At 53.2% G+C, this 16,988-nt stretch carries 16 protein-coding genes and 1 tRNA gene; 9 read left to right on the forward strand and 8 right to left on the reverse strand.

Translation table 11 applies throughout. The annotated features are described in order from the left end of the window. The first annotated feature begins 9 nt into the window (after positions 1–9). From ABIB59_RS03440 to yejF, 3 genes are read left to right on the forward strand one after another with little or no spacing between them, the layout of a single operon-like run. Positions 10–1,110, forward strand: a complete 1,101-nt coding sequence (locus ABIB59_RS03440; protein WP_039079946.1) for a microcin C ABC transporter permease YejB — start codon at positions 10–12, stop codon at positions 1,108–1,110. After that, complete coding sequence (locus ABIB59_RS03445; RefSeq protein ID WP_039079945.1) at positions 1,110–2,135, forward strand: microcin C ABC transporter permease; 1,026 nt, start codon at positions 1,110–1,112, stop codon at positions 2,133–2,135. Before ABIB59_RS03440 ends, ABIB59_RS03445 begins: the two co-directional genes overlap by 1 nt. A 1-nt stretch (position 2,136) precedes the next feature. Continuing rightward, positions 2,137–3,726, forward strand: a complete 1,590-nt coding sequence (gene yejF, locus ABIB59_RS03450; protein WP_354034019.1) for a microcin C ABC transporter ATP-binding protein YejF — start codon at positions 2,137–2,139, stop codon at positions 3,724–3,726. 3 nt (positions 3,727–3,729) lie between these two features. Here the strand turns inward: yejF and ABIB59_RS03455 are convergent, their stop codons facing one another. The 3 genes from ABIB59_RS03455 to rsuA all read right to left on the reverse strand — a co-directional run bounded on the left by ABIB59_RS03455 (position 3,730) and on the right by rsuA (position 6,328). Continuing rightward, positions 3,730–4,074, reverse strand: coding sequence for a YejG family protein (locus tag ABIB59_RS03455; RefSeq protein ID WP_039079943.1), 345 nt, complete (start codon positions 4,072–4,074; stop codon positions 3,730–3,732). Between the two features lie 336 nt (positions 4,075–4,410). Then, positions 4,411–5,604: a Bcr/CflA family multidrug efflux MFS transporter gene (locus ABIB59_RS03460; RefSeq protein WP_071195672.1), complete on the reverse strand. Its 1,194-nt coding sequence runs from the start codon at positions 5,602–5,604 to the stop codon at positions 4,411–4,413. Between the two features lie 16 nt (positions 5,605–5,620). Beyond that, positions 5,621–6,328 carry a 16S rRNA pseudouridine(516) synthase RsuA gene (gene rsuA, locus ABIB59_RS03465; RefSeq protein WP_039079941.1) on the reverse strand — a complete coding sequence of 236 codons (708 nt, stop codon included), beginning with the start codon at positions 6,326–6,328 and terminating at the stop codon, positions 5,621–5,623. Positions 6,329–6,482: 154 nt separating this feature from the next. Here rsuA and radD point away from each other — a divergent pair, with 154 nt between their 5' ends. Both radD and rplY read left to right on the forward strand, forming a co-directional pair. Further along, a complete protein-coding gene (gene radD, locus ABIB59_RS03470; RefSeq protein WP_108700937.1) occupies positions 6,483–8,243 on the forward strand; it encodes a DNA repair helicase RadD in 1,761 nt (586 codons plus the stop codon). 127 nt (positions 8,244–8,370) lie between these two features. Beyond that, the gene (rplY, locus tag ABIB59_RS03475) at positions 8,371–8,655 is read left to right on the forward strand and encodes a 50S ribosomal protein L25 (RefSeq protein ID WP_039079939.1); all 285 of its coding nucleotides are present in this window, start codon (positions 8,371–8,373) and stop codon (positions 8,653–8,655) included. Between the two features lie 266 nt (positions 8,656–8,921). Here the strand turns inward: rplY and yejK are convergent, their stop codons facing one another. Further along, the gene (gene yejK, locus ABIB59_RS03485; RefSeq protein WP_039079938.1) at positions 8,922–9,926 is read right to left on the reverse strand and encodes a nucleoid-associated protein YejK; all 1,005 of its coding nucleotides are present in this window, start codon (positions 9,924–9,926) and stop codon (positions 8,922–8,924) included. 132 nt (positions 9,927–10,058) lie between these two features. On the opposite strand from yejK, the gene ABIB59_RS03490 reads away from it, so the two are divergent. The 4 genes from ABIB59_RS03490 to iraP all read left to right on the forward strand — a co-directional run bounded on the left by ABIB59_RS03490 (position 10,059) and on the right by iraP (position 12,892). Further along, complete coding sequence (locus ABIB59_RS03490; RefSeq protein WP_039079937.1) at positions 10,059–10,286, forward strand: YejL family protein; 228 nt, start codon at positions 10,059–10,061, stop codon at positions 10,284–10,286. Positions 10,287–10,304: 18 nt separating this feature from the next. Then, positions 10,305–12,065, forward strand: coding sequence for an LPS biosynthesis-modulating metalloenzyme YejM (gene yejM / locus ABIB59_RS03495; RefSeq protein ID WP_039079936.1), 1,761 nt, complete (start codon positions 10,305–10,307; stop codon positions 12,063–12,065). A gap of 76 nt (positions 12,066–12,141) precedes the next feature. Next, a tRNA-Pro gene (locus ABIB59_RS03500) sits at positions 12,142–12,218 on the forward strand. A gap of 326 nt (positions 12,219–12,544) precedes the next feature. Beyond that, positions 12,545–12,892, forward strand: coding sequence for an anti-adapter protein IraP (gene iraP / locus ABIB59_RS03505; protein WP_079496271.1), 348 nt, complete (start codon positions 12,545–12,547; stop codon positions 12,890–12,892). Positions 12,893–12,913: 21 nt separating this feature from the next. On the opposite strand, the gene ABIB59_RS03510 is transcribed toward iraP, so the two are convergent. The 4 genes from ABIB59_RS03510 to mqo form a co-directional block, all read right to left on the reverse strand. Continuing rightward, positions 12,914–13,477 carry a hypothetical protein gene (locus tag ABIB59_RS03510; protein WP_071195668.1) on the reverse strand — a complete coding sequence of 188 codons (564 nt, stop codon included), beginning with the start codon at positions 13,475–13,477 and terminating at the stop codon, positions 12,914–12,916. Continuing rightward, on the reverse strand, positions 13,474–13,875 hold the full coding sequence (locus ABIB59_RS03515; RefSeq protein ID WP_079496270.1) for a septal ring lytic transglycosylase RlpA family protein: 402 nt from the start codon (positions 13,873–13,875) through the stop codon (positions 13,474–13,476). Before ABIB59_RS03515 ends, ABIB59_RS03510 begins: the two co-directional genes overlap by 4 nt. Positions 13,876–14,291: 416 nt before the next feature. Beyond that, positions 14,292–14,759, reverse strand: coding sequence for a hypothetical protein (locus tag ABIB59_RS03520; protein WP_296429407.1), 468 nt, complete (start codon positions 14,757–14,759; stop codon positions 14,292–14,294). Between the two features lie 296 nt (positions 14,760–15,055). Continuing rightward, a complete protein-coding gene (mqo, locus tag ABIB59_RS03525; RefSeq protein WP_039079932.1) occupies positions 15,056–16,714 on the reverse strand; it encodes a malate dehydrogenase (quinone) in 1,659 nt (552 codons plus the stop codon). Positions 16,715–16,988 lie beyond the last annotated feature (274 nt).

Raw genomic sequence — 16,988 nt, forward strand, 5'->3', positions numbered from 1 at the left:
GGAGACAGGATGGGCGCCTATTTTATTCGACGCTTATTGCTGATCATTCCCACCTTGTGGGCGATTATCACCATTAACTTTTTCATCGTACAGATTGCCCCGGGAGGGCCGGTCGATCAGGCCATTGCGGCGATTGAGTTCGGTAACCAAAGTGGCTTACCGGGGACGACGGTCGAAGGTGGCGGTGCCACACACGCCCGAACCGGTGTCGGTAGCGCTACCAGTAATGACAGCCACTATCGTGGCGGGCGTGGGCTTGATCCGGAAGTGATTGCTGAAATCACCAAACGCTACGGCTTCGACAAACCGATTCATGAGCGTTATTTCAAAATGCTTTGGGATTATGTCCGTTTCGACTTCGGCAATAGCCTGTTTCGCAGCGCCTCAGTGCTACAACTGATCAAAGAGAGCCTGCCGGTTTCCGTCACGCTTGGGCTATGGGGGACGCTGATTATCTATCTTGTGTCGATTCCCCTGGGGATCCGCAAAGCGGTCTATAACGGCAGCCGGTTCGACGTCTGGAGCAGCGCTTTTATTATTATCGGCTACGCGATCCCCGCATTTCTGTTCGCTATTTTGCTGATCGTCTTTTTTGCGGGCGGCAGCTACTACGATATCTTCCCGCTGCGTGGGCTGGTTTCGTCGAACTTCGATACCCTGCCCTGGTACGCTAAGGTAACCGACTACCTGTGGCACATCACCCTGCCCGTGCTGGCAACCGTCATTGGCGGCTTTGCGGCCCTGACCATGCTGACGAAAAACTCCTTTATGGATGAGATCAGAAAGCAGTATGTGGTGACCGCGCGCGCAAAAGGCGTCAGCGAAGGCAATATTATGCGCAAGCATGTGTTTCGTAACGCGATGTTACTGGTGATCGCAGGCTTTCCTGCCACCTTTATCAGCATGTTTTTTACCGGCTCACTGCTTATTGAAGTGATCTTCTCGCTTAATGGGCTGGGGCTGCTGGGCTACGAGGCCACCGTCTCGCGCGATTATCCGGTGATGTTTGGCACGCTTTATATTTTCACGCTTATCGGCCTGTTGCTGAATATTCTCAGCGACATGACTTATACGCTGGTCGACCCGCGCATCGATTTCGAGGGACGCTGATGTTTAAATTAAGCTACGTCAACCAGACTCGCTGGGCGCGTTTTCGCCATAATCGCCGCGGTTTTTGGTCGCTGTGGATTTTTCTGCTGATTTTTTTATTCAGCCTGTTTGCCGAACTGATCGCCAACGATAAACCGCTGCTGGTGCGTTACCAGGGTCACTGGTACGCGCCGGTGATTTTCAACTATAGCGAGAGCGAATTTGGCGGTCCGTTTGCCACGCCTGCGGATTATCAGGATCCCTGGCTGCAGCAGCAAATCGCTCAGCATGGCTGGATGATTCATGCCCCCATCCGCTTTGGCGCGCGCAGTATCAACTACTCCACCACTCAGCCTTTCCCCTCGCCGCCCTCAAAGCAGAACTGGTTAGGTACCGATGCCAACGGCGGGGATGTGCTGGCGCGTATTCTCTACGGAACGCGTATCTCATTGCTGTTTGGCTTAATGTTGACGCTCTGCTCCTGCGTTATCGGCGTGCTCGCAGGCGCACTACAGGGCTATTACGGCGGGAAAATAGATCTCTGGGGCCAGCGCTTTATTGAGGTCTGGTCAGGCATGCCAACGCTGTTCCTGATTATTCTGCTCTCCAGCGTCGTACAGCCTGGATTCTGGTGGTTGCTGGCCATTACGGTACTGTTCGGCTGGATGAGTCTGGTGGGCGTGGTGCGCGCTGAGTTTCTGCGCACGCGAAATTTCGACTACATCCGTGCGGCGCAGGCGCTGGGGGTGAACGACCGCAGCATTATGCTGCGCCATATGCTGCCCAATGCGATGGTCGCCACGCTGACCTTCCTGCCGTTTATTTTATGCAGCTCGATTTCCACCCTGACCTCGCTGGATTTCCTCGGCTTCGGTTTGCCACTGGGTTCACCGTCGCTTGGCGAATTATTACTGCAGGGGAAGAATAATCTGCAGGCGCCCTGGCTGGGTATCGCGGCGTTTTTGTCTGTGGCGGTCTTACTGTCGCTGTTAATTTTTATTGGTGAAGCGGTGCGCGACGCCTTCGATCCCAACAAGGCGGTATAAGATGACCCCTCCCCTGTTACGCATTGATTCCCTGTCTATCGCTTTTCGTCAGCAGGAGACACAACGCACGGTGGTGGATTCGCTTTCGCTGCAAATTGAGGCGGGCGAAACACTGGCGCTGGTCGGCGAATCCGGCTCGGGTAAAAGCGTGAGCGCATTGTCGATCCTTCGCCTGCTGCCCACGCCACCCGCTGTCTATCCGCAGGGCGATATCCTCTTTCATGGCGAAAGCCTGCTGCATGCCAGCGAGAAAACCTTGCGCCAGGTGCGCGGCAATAAAATTGCGATGATTTTTCAGGAACCGATGGTGTCGCTCAATCCACTGCATAGCGTGGAAAAGCAGCTCTACGAGGTCTTATCGCTCCACCGGGGGATGCGCCGGGAGGCCGCCCGCGCCGAGATCCTGACCTGTCTTGACCGGGTGGGTATCCGCAATGCCCGCCAGCGCCTGGGGGATTTCCCCCACCAGCTTTCTGGCGGCGAACGCCAGCGCGTGATGATTGCCATGGCGCTGCTCACTCGTCCGGAATTATTGATTGCGGACGAACCCACCACCGCGCTGGATGTGACGGTGCAGGCGCAAATCCTGACGCTGCTGCGCGAACTGCGTCAGGAGCTGAACATGGGGCTTCTGTTTATCACGCACAACCTGAGTATTGTGCGCAAACTGGCAGATAACGTTGCCGTGATGCAAAACGGTCTGTGCGTCGAGCAGAACAGCGCCAGCGCCCTGTTTGCCGCGCCAACGCACCCTTATACCCAGCGCCTGTTGAACAGCGAGCCCGCAGGAGACCCGGTTCCTCTGGACCCGGAGACACCGCCACTGCTGCGCGTCGAAAATCTCGGCGTCAGTTTTCCGATCCGCAAAGGTATCTTTAAACGCGTGGTGGGCGAAAACCGGGTGGTCAATAACATCAGCTTCACCCTGCGCGCAGGGGAAACGCTGGGGCTGGTTGGGGAGTCTGGCTCCGGAAAGAGTACCACCGGGCTGGCTCTGCTGCGCCTGATTGCCTCGCAGGGCACCATTACCTTTGGCGATAGCCCCCTTCACGCATGGAATCGCAAACAGATGCTACCGGTGCGCCACCGCATCCAGGTGGTATTTCAGGATCCGAACTCTTCGCTGAATCCACGACTGAACGTGCAGCAGATTATCGAAGAGGGATTACTGGTGCATCAGCCGACGTTGACGCGCGAAGCGCGGGAGGCAGAGGTCATCAGAGTCATGAACGAGGTTGGTCTGGATCCAGAAACCCGCCGACGTTTCCCGGGTGAGTTTTCTGGCGGTCAGCGCCAGCGTATTGCCATTGCCCGGGCACTGATACTGAAACCGGAGCTGATCATACTGGATGAACCCACCTCCTCTCTTGATCGCACAGTACAGGCGCAGATCCTCGCCTTACTGAAATCGCTCCAGCAGACGCACCATCTGGCTTATATTTTTATCAGTCATGATTTGCAGGTGGTACGCGCGTTATGCCATCAGGTGATTGTGCTGAAACAGGGAGAAGTGGTTGAGCTGGGAGAGTGTCACCGCGTGTTTAGCGCGCCGCAGCAGGACTACACGCGTCAGCTTTTATCATTAAGCTGACGCTCAGAAAGGGTTCTGAGTGGTGAAGGGTTCAGCGATCGCGACGCCAAAGTTTTTCAGGCGGCAGGTCGCTGCAAACTCATCCTGACAGTTCACGAACAGACAAGGTTCACCTTCGCATTCCACAACGGAACAATCTACTGCGATGTCACTCAGTGCCTGACTCAGCTTGTGCATAACCGGCCAGGCGCTATCGCCATCCGGACTCAATAACTTCAGCGCCACAAGACTCCCTTCCGCGTCATCGTCATTTTGCGGAATCGGTTCAACCCTGGCGCCTGCAAAACCGTCAAGCCAGCGATAGCTCTGGGGTAAACGGTGGATGATGGAGAGTTGTAATGTATTCACTTTCTGTCCCCGGAAGTACCAATTACTTCACAAATATTTCACATTCATATTAACACATTATTGACAAACCGTCTCGTCAGCGACACATAAAACGTAAGACGCCGCGATCTGTGCGGGTTAGCGGTTCATTTATCAGGTTTTTATTGATGAACCCCGGCCCTTTTTTCGGCTATATGTACCCGTTTATGAGATCTAACTCAACTTATTTTACTACAAGGATGTGACTTTTTACACAAACGGATTTTACATAAAATAAACAAACACGTCCGAATGTATGTCAGGTTTGGTTGATGTGCATCAAAAAAGGGAGCGTTTCTGCCCCCTTCTGTTGAAAGGTTACGCCTGTTTTTTGCCGCGACTGGCGTAGAGATAGAAGAGAATGGAACTGGTTGCGCAAAAGGTGATGGACCAAATCATTGGCCATGCGGAGTTGAACGCCGACATAGAAAGCAGCGTGCCGACAATTGCGCCAATACCAAAGCGGAACGTACCGGCCAGCGAGGAGGCGGTGCCTGCCATATGGGGAAACTCATCAAGAATAACCGCCATCGCGTTTGACGACACCAGCGAAACACAGCCGACAAAGGCGGCCACGCCCACCACCAGTGACCAGAAACCTACGCCAAGCAGTGCCGTGATAACCATCCATAGCGCCATCACAAACTGAACCCACAACCCACCACGGAACATCTTTAATGCGCCCACACGGCGGACGAAACGTCCATTGATGATGGTCATCAGGAACAGGAAAACAATATTTAGCGCGAAGTAGTAGCCAAAATCCTGTGGCGAAACATGGTTGATTTCAATATAGACAAACGGCCCGGCGCTTAGAAAAGAGAACATTCCGGCAAAGCTAAAACCGCTTGCCAGCATATAGCTGAGCACGCGTTTATGACGAAACAGAGAGGCAAAATTGCCGACGGTCGTGCGCAGATGGAACGGCTGCCGACGTTCTGGCGGAAGCGTTTCACGTATAAAGAACGCAATCATCACCGAGACCAGCAAGCCCGCTACCGCCAGGATCCAGAAGATCATATGCCAGCTAAACCAAACCAGCACCGCGCCGCCGATCATCGGGGCAAGCAACGGCGCAATGGTGGTCACCAGCATGACAAACGACATCATCCGCGAAAACTCTTCGCGCGGATAAATATCGCGCATCAGGGCATTAATCACCACGCTGGCTGCGGCTGCCGCGAGACCATGAAAGAAGCGCATGGTAATCAGTTGATCGATACTCTGTGCCAGCGCGCAGGCCACGGCCGCCGCGGCGAAAATCAGCGTACCGCCAAGAATAACCGGCTTACGCCCGATGCTGTCCGCCATAGGGCCATAAAGCAGTTGCCCCAACGCAAAGCCCAGAATGTAGGTGCTTAGCGTCATTTGCGCGCTGCCCGCCGGTACGCCAAACTGCCCGGCAATTACCGGGAGCGCGGGCAGATACATATCAATAGATAACGGCATCAACATGGCCAGCAGGCCAAGAATAATCACAATGCTCAGTGATGAGTGTGGCCTGTTGGTCACGAAAAGCTCCTCTACGTTAACGCGCAGGCAAACCGACGCTGGCAATCTCTTCTTCTGTCAGTGCGCGGTACTCTCCCGGCGCCAGATCGTCGTCGAGGGTAATCGCGCCGATACGCTCACGATGCAGCCCGACAACGTGGTTGCCCACGGCGGCAAACATACGTTTTACCTGATGATAGCGCCCCTCGCTGATAGTTAAGCGTACCTGCGTCGGCGTGATCACCTCGAGCTGAGCCGGTTGGGTCAGGTCTTTCTCGTTATGTAACTGGACACCTTTGGCAAAGCGTTCCGCAGTGTCTTGCGCCACTGGCGATTCCAGGTCGACCAGATAGGTTTTCTCGCAGTGATGGCGCGGTGAGGTGATACGGTGCGACCACTGCCCATCGTCGGTCATCAGCACCAGCCCGGTAGTATCGATATCCAGGCGCCCCGCAGCATGGAGTTTGTGCGCTACAGGCTCATCCAGAAAATAGAGTACCGTCGGATGGTCGGGATCGTCCGTTGAGCAAACATAGCCCTGCGGTTTATTGAGCATGAAATAGCGAGGGCCGGTTTGTTGAACCAGCGCGTTGCCCTCATACTCCACCTCGTGTTGCGGGAGCAATTTGAACGCGGCATCTCTGACAATTTCGCCGTCTACGGTAATGTGGCTGGCGCGGATTTGACGTCCGGCAATAGCACGGCTTACGCCGAGTTGCTGAGCGATAAACTTATCAAGTCGCATGAAGTTGTTTTGCCTGTATGGTGCTGGAAGCAGGACTTTCGTCCTTAAGAAGACTCAGGTGATTTACGCCTGTCAGTATAGCGGTCATTCTACGCCGCTCAAGGGAAAGATTCGTGGCATACTTGTGACATGATGTTGTCACACCATGAAGAGCATGACTTTTACCTTACGCCCTTATCAACGCGAAGCGGTAGACGCTACCCTCGCCCACTTTCGCCATCACGATGAACCTGCGGTGATTGTCCTGCCTACAGGCGCAGGCAAAAGCCTGGTCATTGCCGAACTGGCAAGGGTGGCGCGCGGGCGCGTACTGGTGCTCGCACACGTTAAAGAACTGGTCGCGCAAAACCATGCGAAATACCTCGCTCTGGGTCTGGAGGCGGATATCTACGCTGCGGGCCTCAAGAGTAAACAGAGTGAGGGCAAAGTGGTTTTCGGCAGCGTACAGTCCGTTGCCCGTAACCTTGACCATTTTCAGGGTGAGTTTTCACTGCTGATTGTCGATGAGTGCCACCGCATCAGCGACGATGGCGAAAGCCAGTACCAGCAAATTTTACAGCACTTGCGCAAAGTGAATCCCCGCGTACGTTTGCTGGGACTCACCGCGACCCCTTTTCGTCTGGGGAAAGGCTGGATCTACCGTTTTCATTATCACGGTATGGTCCGGGGCGATGAAAAAGCGCTGTTCCGCGACTGCATTTATGAGTTGCCGCTGCGTTACATGATCAAGCATGGCTATCTGACCCCCCCGGAACGGCTGGATATGCCCGTGGTGCAGTACGATTTCAGCCGCCTGCAGGCGCAGAGTAATGGCCTGTTCAGCGAAGCGGATCTGAACCGTGAACTGAAAAAACAGCAGCGCGTCACGCCGCACATCATCAGCCAGATTGTTGAGTTCTCAGAAAGCCGCAAAGGCGTGATGATTTTTGCCGCGACCGTAGAACATGCCCATGAAATTACCGGGCTGTTGCCTGCGGGCGAAGCAGCGCTGATTACCGGCGAAACGCCAGGTCCACAGCGTGATGAGTTGATTGAGGCGTTTAAAGCGCAACGCTTTCGCTACCTGGTGAACGTGTCGGTGCTCACGACTGGCTTTGACGCGCCGCATGTGGATTTGATTGCCATCCTGCGCCCGACGGAATCCGTCAGCCTGTATCAGCAAATCGTCGGGCGCGGCCTGCGGCTGTTTCCCGGCAAGACCGATTGCCTGATCCTCGACTACGCCGGAAATCCGCACGATCTTTACGCGCCGGAGGTCGGTGCGCCGAAAGGAAAAAGCGATAACGTACCTGTGCAGGTGTTTTGCCCGGCCTGCGGCTTTGCCAATACCTTCTGGGGGAAAACCACGGCGGATGGCACCTTAATCGAACATTTTGGCCGCCGCTGTCAGGGCTGGTTTGAGGACGATGACGGCCAGCGGGAACAGTGTGACTATCGTTTCCGTTTTAAAAATTGCCCCCAGTGTAATGCGGAAAACGACATTGCTGCCCGTCGTTGCCGGACCTGCGACACCATTCTGGTCGATCCGGACGATATGCTTAAAGCGGCGCTGAAACTCAAAGACGCGCTGGTCCTTCGCTGTAGCGGAATGGACTTACAGCACGGCGCGGATGACAAAGGCGAGTGGTTAAAAATTACCTACTACGATGAAGATGGCGCAGATGTCAGCGAACGCTACCGCCTGCATACCCCTGCTCAGCGTACCGCTTTTGAGCAGCTCTTTATCCGCCCGCACACCCGTACGCCCGGCGTGCCATTACGCTGGATTGTCGCCGCCGATATCCTCGCCCGGCAGGCGCTGTTACGCCACCCCGATTTTGTCGTGGCGCGCAAAAAAGGCCAGTACTGGCAGGTGCGGGAAAAGGTGTTTGATTATGAAGGGCGCTTTCGCCGCGCCAATGAGTTACGCGGCTAAGCCATAGCGGTCCGACTTGTAACAGAGGGGGGATACGGGTATAATCCGCCCGCTTTTGCATCCGCAAAGCAGATCACTTGCCTGTTGCTGGGTCGCCTGTAGCAGGAACTATTTAAGAGAAATTGACATGTTTACTATCAACGCAGAAGTACGTAAAGAGCAGGGTAAGGGTGCGAGCCGCCGCCTGCGCGCAGCTAACAAATTCCCGGCTATCGTTTACGGTGGGAAAGAAGCTCCGGTTGCTATCGAACTGGACCACGACCAGCTGTGGAACATCCAGTCTAAAGCTGAATTCTATGATGAAGTTCAGACTCTGGTTATCGATGGCAAAGAAGTAAAAGTGAAAGTTCAGGCTGTACAGCGTCACGCTTACAAACCGAAACTGTCTCACATCGACTTCGTTCGCGCGTAATCGCTGACAAGTTGAAAAACCCCGCTCTGCGGGGTTTTTTTATGTCTCAGCAAACTCGATTAACGGTCTACCCGTTCGCGGCAAAATGCGTATCGGGATGATTTGCCCCTCACTCAAGGCATCAAGCACCTTTTCGGTGCTCATCAGATCCGTACCCTGCCTGGTCTGGCCATCAAACTGTAAAGTCGAACCAGCCCTTGAGGCCCGTCGCAGCAATGCAACATCGACGGGGAATTTCTGGCGTATTCCTTTATGCCACAGTGCGGTCAGTTGCCACCGGTTCTGCGTTGCAGTTGATCGCGCAGATTCGGCGGTGTGCCCTTAATGGTCAACGTATCCGTGGCCGGATCCCAAAAAATACGCTCGCCCAACAGCAAGGCATCAAAGTTAATGGTTAACCCGCCGCCGCTACCCGCATATTTAGTTAACTGGCGCAATGTACTGCGATCCGCCGGAAAGCTCTCTTCCAGCTCATAGCCCTGCCCGGCAGTAAACTCTTCAAAGCTCACTTCGCTCACGCCCGCCAGCTCTTTTGAAAGTGACGCCAGTTCAATCTCTTCGCCTGCCTGCAACTGTTCATTACAGTAGGTGTAGACCTGCTGGCGAACATCCTGGCGCTCTGATTTATCGAGCTGCGCCTGGGCGGTAAAGTCATCCACCGCCTGCAACAATCCGCGGTTCTGCGCTTTGGCGTTTAATCCTTCGGTTGCACCGAGGAAATCCATGAAAAAGTCAGAGACCTTACGCCCAACGCGCCCTCTGAGGAAGGTTAAATAACGCGTCGATTCCGGGTTGGTTTCCCACTCGGTTAAATCCACACGCGCCACGATATCCGCATGGTTAATGTCGAGATAATGCGTCGCGCTGATGTCCAGTTGCTCATTAACACGCATACTGCTTAAGTTATTGAGCACCGCGACCAGCAGGTATTCCACTGCCAGATAGCGATAGTGGCAGAACAGCACAATGCCGCCGTCCGCAAAGGGATATTTTGCCAGTTCATCACGTAAGCGCCCCGTTGCCGCACGGCTGAACGCGAGAAAATCTTCCTCGCCCTGACGCTGGAGGCGTAATGCCTGCGCCAGTTCGCTGTCGTCGTTAAACAGGCCGTAGGCTTTACTTTTCGCGCTGTAAACCCGGTGTAACTCGGCGACCATCTCCTCAACGGGAGCAGTCGGTTCCAGCAAAGATTCGCGCAACACCAGCTCAAGGTTTTGCTCATCGCGTTTGATAAGCTGGTGCAGGGCAATCTGGTTGATGTCCAGACTCATGATAAACTCTCCTTTTAGACCGGGCGGTATTCAACCACCACGCAAGCAACTGTGCAACTGCTGATAAAAAAGCAGAAAAAAAGCTGTTGCTACGGTAATATGTTGCCCTTTATGAATAACTGATTTCGATTTATGCCACAAATTTCCCGCTATAGTGATGAACACGTTGAACAACTGCTAAGTGAGCTGGCCAACGTGCTGGAAAAACACAAGTCTCCGACCGACCTTTCCCTGATGGTTCTGGGGAACATGGTGACGAACTTGATCAATACCAGCATCGCCCCTGCTCAACGCCAGGCCATCGCAAAATCTTTCGCCCAGGCATTGCAGTCGTCCGTTAATGACGATAAAGCGCATTAAGGTAAACAGCGACAAGTTATGGTGACTCATCGTCAGCCCTACCGTGAAAAAGTCTCCCAGATGGTAAGCTGGGGGCACTGGTTCGCCCTGTTCAATATTTTATTGTCCATTGTGGTCGGTAGTCGCTACCTGTTTGTCGCCGACTGGCCGACAACGCTTGCCGGGCGGATTTACTCTTACCTGAGCGTGGTCGGTCATTTCAGCTTTCTGGTGTTCGCCACCTACCTGCTGATTTTATTCCCCCTCACCTTTGTGGTGATGTCCCAACGCCTGATGCGGTCTCTGTCCGTTATTCTGGCGACCACGGGCATGACGCTGTTACTTATCGACAGCGAAGTTTTTACCCGTTTTCACCTGCATCTCAATCCCATCGTCTGGGAACTGGTGATCAACCCCGATCAGAATGAGACGGCGCGTGACTGGCAGCTCATGTTTATCGGTGTGCCGGTTATCCTGCTCATTGAGATGCTGTTCGCCACCTGGAGCTGGCAAAAACTTCGCAGTCTGACCCGGCGGCGGCGCTTTGCAAAACCCGTGGCAGGGTTCTTTTTCGTAGCCTTTATTGCCACCCACGTTATGTATATCTGGGCGGATGCCAACTTCTATCGCCCTATCACCATGCAGCGGGCGAACCTGCCTCTCTCCTACCCGATGACGGCACGCCGCTTCCTGGAGAAACATGGCCTGCTGGATGCGCAGGATTATCAGCGTCGCCTGATTGAACAGGGTAGCCCGGAAGCCGTTTCGGTACAGTATCCATTGAGCGATCTGCGCTATCTGGATATGGGGCCCGGGCAAAACGTTCTGCTGATTACCGTTGATGGCCTGAATTATTCAGGTTACGAGAAACAGATGCCGGCACTTGCCGCGTTTGCGCAACAGAACGTGACCTTCACGCAGCACATGAGTTCTGGCAACACGGCGGACAGCGGCTATTTTGGCCTGTTTTACGGTATTTCGCCGAGCTATATGGACGGGGTACTGTCGGCACGCGTTCCTGCTGCGCTGATCTCTGCGCTCAATCAGCAAGGTTATCAGTTAGGTTTGTTCTCTTCCGACGGGTTCAGTAGCGCGTTGTATCGTCAGGCATTGCTTTCGGATTTCTCACTGCCTGCGGCAAAAACGCAGACAGACGCGCAGACCGCCGATCAATGGATTGACTGGCTGGGTCATTATGCTCAGGACGATAACCGCTGGTTCTCCTGGGTGGCGTTGAACGGCACCAACCTGCCAGACAGCAATCAGCAGAATTTTGCCCGTCGCTATGGTCGCGCCGTTACCGATGTCGATACGCAGATCAACCGTTTATTGGATGCGCTGCGCGAATCGGGCAAGCTGGATGATACGGTTGTGATCATCACCGCGGGTCACGGCATGCCTGCCGATCGGTCAGCCACTGACTTTGCCTGGTCGCGCGATAATCTGCATGTGCCGCTGGTGATTCACTGGCCGGGCACACCTGCACAGCGCATCAACAAGCTGACCGACCACAAAGACGTAATGACGACGCTGATGCAGCGCCTGTTGCATGTCAGTACGCCAGCAAACGAGTATTCGCAGGGCCAGGATCTGTTTAACGCAACGCGACGCCATACCTGGGTCACCGCAGCAAGCGGCGATGCGCTGGCGATTACGACGCCACAGATGACGCTGGTGCTCAATCAGAACGGCAGCTATCAGACCTGGAATCCGCAGGGTGAAAAGGTTCAGGATCAGAAACCGCAATTGAGTTTGCTGCTACAGGTCCTGACAGATGAAAAACGGTTTATCGCTAACTGATTGATTATTTATGAATCAGTTAGCTCTCCCCTCACTTGCAATCAGCGGTGAAAAGGGTACTATTATCGCCACAAATCGGCACGTAGCGCAGCCTGGTAGCGCACTGTCATGGGGTGTCAGGGGTCGGAGGTTCAAATCCTCTCGTGCCGACCAAATATTTCACCGGTAAGCTTTTACGCGATCGGTTACCCCTTAAGAACCCGCAATCTCTCTGAGTTTGCGGGTTTTTTAATGCCCGCAATACTCTCACGCCTTTAGCGTGCTCTCCCCTTATCGATGAAAAACAGTGCGGATAACGCGTTTGTGATCAGATGCCAGAGTGGTTTTCGCCTGATTCCTGACACAGATCTTTTCACATCTGTGTCCAGCTCAGCATTTTTCAACGCGTGAAATATCCTAAGCTCATTTAGGCTTACATAACGCCATGCTTACTTCTTGTAGATAGCCAAGACTCATGCGGATCAAAGGCAGGGAATCACATGAAAAACGTCATTATCAGTATGATCGCAAAGATTTCAAAGATGGATGCGGAGGCGAAACAGTTGACTGCTCGCGTAGAGGCACAGTCACTGTTACTTAGCGCCCTGGTGCTGACGTTGGGGAAAAACGGCGGCGTCCGCGAGATTATTGAAAACGTAAAGAAAGCCATCAACACGGCGGTGGATGTCTCCGACACGCCGCTTAAATCCGACGCCGAAATGCTGCTCAGTGAATTTACCGATCTGCTTTCCGTCACCCAGTTGCTGGATGACGCTGAATCAGAAATTGATTTCGAAACACTGAATGATCTTTTATCGAATACCGACGATAACCCCGAGCATAAATGAGTACCGAAAGACCTGTCCCTGTCAATTACAAGACTGAGGCATCAATTTGTTGGTGTTTTCCCGCCAGCCATAACAGCTCGCTTTGAGCGCTGTCGGTTTAGGTTCATAAAGGACTAACAATCGCTGACCGGATTCATTGATTTTCCAACTGACGCTGGCTGCCGTCTTTTCTGCCAGTTTTATTGGTCGGTTTTGTGTATCCAGTCCATACAGTTCAACTTGCCCGGCTGCGGCACCAAATTGAAGCGTCACGGCCACAAGAGCATTTCCTTGCCAGCGCCATTCAGGCAGAGGTTGCAGCGCAGGTGACCAGGCGTCCGGCCAGCTTGTTGACCACACCGATGAGGCAGCCCCTTTATCCTGCTTGAATAACGCCAGGTACGAAACGCTGGAATCTGCCCGCCCTTCCTGCCAGACGACCCAGCGCAATGCCCCCTGAGGATCGGCATCCATGAGACTCAAATTACGTACCGGTTCCGCCATGATGCGATTAATCGCATCAGGCGTTTTGTTTTCCGCTGCCTGCACGGCAACACTGGTGATAAAACCCAGGGCAAAAAAAGGAATAGCAAATAGAGTCTTCATGGGGTTACAGGTCCCTGTAGCGTACTGGCTGGCACAACGATGATGGATTGTAAGGTAATCAAGCCTGCCGTTTTATCGGTAATAGCATTGATCGGCCGGCCACTCAGATAAGCAAACGCAGCTCGACTTAAATCAAGGACACGCGCCATTGAACCATCGCCAGCCCCACGATCATTCACTTTGACGATGACTGACCGCCCCTGGTATGTCAGTTTTAGTTTTGTGCCAAGCGGTACGGCATGCCAGCGTTCACGTGGCAATAAAGCGGCGGTATACGCCGTATGGGTGTAAAGATCGCCGCTCGCAGTCATTTTATTGAGAAAGAAATCTGAATAAGTCGAAGCCACACCAGATACCGGAAGTCCCATTCTTTGCTCCGCAATGATGTTAATAAACATGCGCCCTTATTAAGGAAGAAGCTAATAATAAACCTAACTTTTTAGCCGCGTAACAATAGAAACAAACATTCAGCAATGACTCAGATTAATCTTAACTACATGCCGTTCAGATATTTTATGGCAGAAAAAGAAGGCGGCTGACGCGTTATTTTTGCGCCCGGAAGGTCAGCAAAATATCGACCTATCAACACCGCCATCCGCACACTTAACGACTTCCTTAAAATAACACTCCGCCGAGCGTGGCCAGGCATCGTCGAAAAGATACATCCCATCTGAACCGGATTTAAGGTGGCACGATAACCCGTGATCGCCCCCACTGCTCCAGCGCATGTAAACGACGATGGCAGGATGCTGGCAAATCAGATTATCCACCGATAAGGTATTGGGTATTCCTTTGCCCGGCGCTACTGGCGAAATCAGTAGGTGTTGCACACCGTTTGCCAGCCAATTTTATTGCAGTAGGTGGTTTTCGGCATCGAGTTCTGGAGGGTTTGCAAAGACTGACTGAGCGCCTGTTGTTGCTGTGCGGCAAGCTGTTGCTGCTGATAATTATGCTGTTCTTGCTGCTGACGTTGGACAATGGCGACGGCAAAGCTATCGCACTGTGCTTTTGTAGGTGGCGTTTTTTCTGCCGCTGCTGACATTTCATTGAATGTGGTCTGATAAAACACCGGGTCATAAGTCCAGCTATTTAAATCGCGCGCTGCGTAATTTTTCGCTGCTGCAGCAATCTGATAATCCAGAAAGCCAAGCGAGACACATTTGTTTGCTGCGACATCGGCAAGAGCAATACGTTGGTAATTGACATAAGGGATGGTAGGTTTTGGCGTAGCGCAGCCAACAAGCACAGCGGCAAACGTTGCAGTAAGAAGAAAACGTGTCAAAAGAGGATCCTTAGAGACGAAAAATGATATTTACCGCAAATAAGCATCCTCTACCTATACAAAAAAGTAAATAAATCATGAGGGTGCTAAAGAGGATAAATCGTCTCTAAGAGACCGTTCCGACCCGACGCTACCTAGCGCAACGTGCTACTGCAAGGGCCGCCGTAAGACTGAGGGCAGTTGCCGTGGCAATGAAGAGCGCACCAATGGGCCTTTGAAAAACATCAACGGTAACGAAACACATTTAAGTCGCTTGAACGTTGCGACAAAAAAACCTGCCGAAGCAGGTTTTTCGATTAGAGCGCAATATCCGCCGCGGGTTCATTCTCCGCCGGCACAACATGCGAGGGTTTTCGTACCGGGGGCGTAGCATCCGCCAGCGGCGATTCGTCGCATTTCAGCCCCAGCACGCGACTGGTGTAATGCAACTCTTCATCCGAGGCTTCAACGTTGCCGTCAAGCTTCACGCCGAGGAACGGAATGATCTCTTTGAGTTTCGCCTGCCACTCAGGAGAAGCGACTTTTTCCGGGAAGACCTTCTGCATCAGTTCCAGCATGATCGGCGCGGCGGTGGACGCGCCCGGCGATGCGCCCAACAATGCAGCGATAGTGCCCTCTTTGTCGCTCACCACTTCGGTGCCCAGACGAAGTTCGCCCAATTTCTTCGCATTGCGTTTGATGATCTGCACGCGCTGCCCGGCCTGCCACAAACGCCAGTCCTCTTTTTTAGCCAGCGGATAGTACTCGCACAGGGCATCAAAACGATCGTCGTCGTTTTGCAGCACCTGGTTCATCAGGTATTTCACCAGGCTGAAATTGGTCATCCCGACGCTTAACATAGGCAGGAAGTTAGAACTGTTAGTTGAGCGCAGCAGATCCCACAGCGAGCCATTTTTCAAAAAGCGCGTTGAGAAGGTGGCGAACGGTCCAAACAGCAGCACGCGTTTGCCATCAATGATACGCGTATCGATATGCGGTACCGACATCGGCGGCGCGCCCACTGTCGCCTGACCGTAGACCTTCGCCAGATGGCTATTCACCACGTCAGGGTTTTCGGAGACCAGGAACTGGCCGCCGACCGGGAAGCCCGCGTATTCCGCCGCTTCCGGGATACCGGATTCCTGCAATAGTTTCAGCGCGGCACCACCGGCGCCAATAAAGATAAATTTGGCCTTGATAACCTGATCGACGCCGCTGTTTTTCAGGCTGGCAATGGTCACATTCCAGGTGTTATCCGCATTGCGTTTGATGCTGCGGACTTCACTGCCCAGTTTCAGCGAGAAGTTGTCTTTACGCTGTAAGGAGTGAATCAGTTGGCGGGTAATCTCGCCGAAATTCACATCGGTACCGATTTCCGTCCGCGTCGCCGCCACTTTCTGCTGCGGGTCGCGCCCTTCCATTACCAGCGGCGCCCACGCGCGGATCTGCTCGTGGTTTTCCGTATAGCGCATGCCACGGAATAACGTACTTTGCTGCAACGCTTTGTAGCGGGCACGCAGGAAGTTAACGTTGTCATCGCCCCACACCAGACTCATGTGCGGGACGGTATTAATGAATGAGCGCGGTTCGCTCAGCACACCGGTTTCCACCTGATGCGCCCAGAACTGACGAGAGATACGAAACGCTTCGTTAATCTCAATCGCCTTTTTGATGCTGATTGTTCCATCCTGGTTTTGCGGGGTGTAGTTCAGTTCCATCAAGGCGGCGTGCCCCGTACCGGCATTATTCCAGCCGTTGGAGCTCTCTTGCGCCAGCGCGTCCAGCCGTTCCACCATGGTGATCGACCAGTTGGGCTCCAGCTCCTGGAGGTAGGTTCCCAACGTGGCGCTCATGATCCCACCACCGATTAAAAGCACATCCGTTTCCTGCTCTTTCGATGCGTTAGCTTTTGCTGCCGCGGAGACAGCATTAAGCCCGACAGCCATCGAAAACAGTCTGGCAGTCATTCTTTTCATAATGTTAATGCCTTACTTTTAGTGCTGCTTTATTAGCAGTTATCGCGGGTAACTTCGTTAGCGCATCTAACCTAGCACGGGGGAAAGAGGATTTAAATAATGTTTAAACATTAAATAGTCATTGCATAAATGTTATTAATAAGTTTAATAATTGCATTAAAAATAACCATGTTTACTGGCAACTTTTGCAAAGAAACAGTAGTATTCTTCGCGTTGTCAAACACATGACATCCCATCCATTTATTGATGCCTGTCGTTAATCACCCCTGCAAAA

Origin of the sequence: Citrobacter sp. UYEF32 (assembly GCF_040546205.1) — a bacterium.
Taxonomy (GTDB): domain Bacteria; phylum Pseudomonadota; class Gammaproteobacteria; order Enterobacterales; family Enterobacteriaceae; genus Phytobacter; species Phytobacter diazotrophicus.

Excerpts from the sequence above, each read along its gene's own strand:
- iraP (WP_079496271.1), top strand. The coding sequence starts at position 12,545 with ATGAAAAACGTCATTATCAGTATGATCGCAAAGATTTCAAAGATGGAT.
- ABIB59_RS03440 (WP_039079946.1), top strand. The coding sequence starts at position 10 with ATGGGCGCCTATTTTATTCGACGCTTATTGCTGATCATTCCCACCTTG.
- ABIB59_RS03445 (WP_039079945.1), top strand. The coding sequence starts at position 1,110 with ATGTTTAAATTAAGCTACGTCAACCAGACTCGCTGGGCGCGTTTTCGC.
- yejF (WP_354034019.1), top strand. The coding sequence starts at position 2,137 with ATGACCCCTCCCCTGTTACGCATTGATTCCCTGTCTATCGCTTTTCGT.
- mqo (WP_039079932.1), bottom strand. The coding sequence starts at position 16,714 with ATGAAAAGAATGACTGCCAGACTGTTTTCGATGGCTGTCGGGCTTAAT.
- ABIB59_RS03515 (WP_079496270.1), bottom strand. The coding sequence starts at position 13,875 with ATGTTTATTAACATCATTGCGGAGCAAAGAATGGGACTTCCGGTATCT.
- yejK (WP_039079938.1), bottom strand. The coding sequence starts at position 9,926 with ATGAGTCTGGACATCAACCAGATTGCCCTGCACCAGCTTATCAAACGC.
- yejM (WP_039079936.1), top strand. The coding sequence starts at position 10,305 with ATGGTGACTCATCGTCAGCCCTACCGTGAAAAAGTCTCCCAGATGGTA.
- ABIB59_RS03490 (WP_039079937.1), top strand. The coding sequence starts at position 10,059 with ATGCCACAAATTTCCCGCTATAGTGATGAACACGTTGAACAACTGCTA.
- rsuA (WP_039079941.1), bottom strand. The coding sequence starts at position 6,328 with ATGCGACTTGATAAGTTTATCGCTCAGCAACTCGGCGTAAGCCGTGCT.
- radD (WP_108700937.1), top strand. The coding sequence starts at position 6,483 with ATGACTTTTACCTTACGCCCTTATCAACGCGAAGCGGTAGACGCTACC.
- ABIB59_RS03510 (WP_071195668.1), bottom strand. The coding sequence starts at position 13,477 with ATGAAGACTCTATTTGCTATTCCTTTTTTTGCCCTGGGTTTTATCACC.
- rplY (WP_039079939.1), top strand. The coding sequence starts at position 8,371 with ATGTTTACTATCAACGCAGAAGTACGTAAAGAGCAGGGTAAGGGTGCG.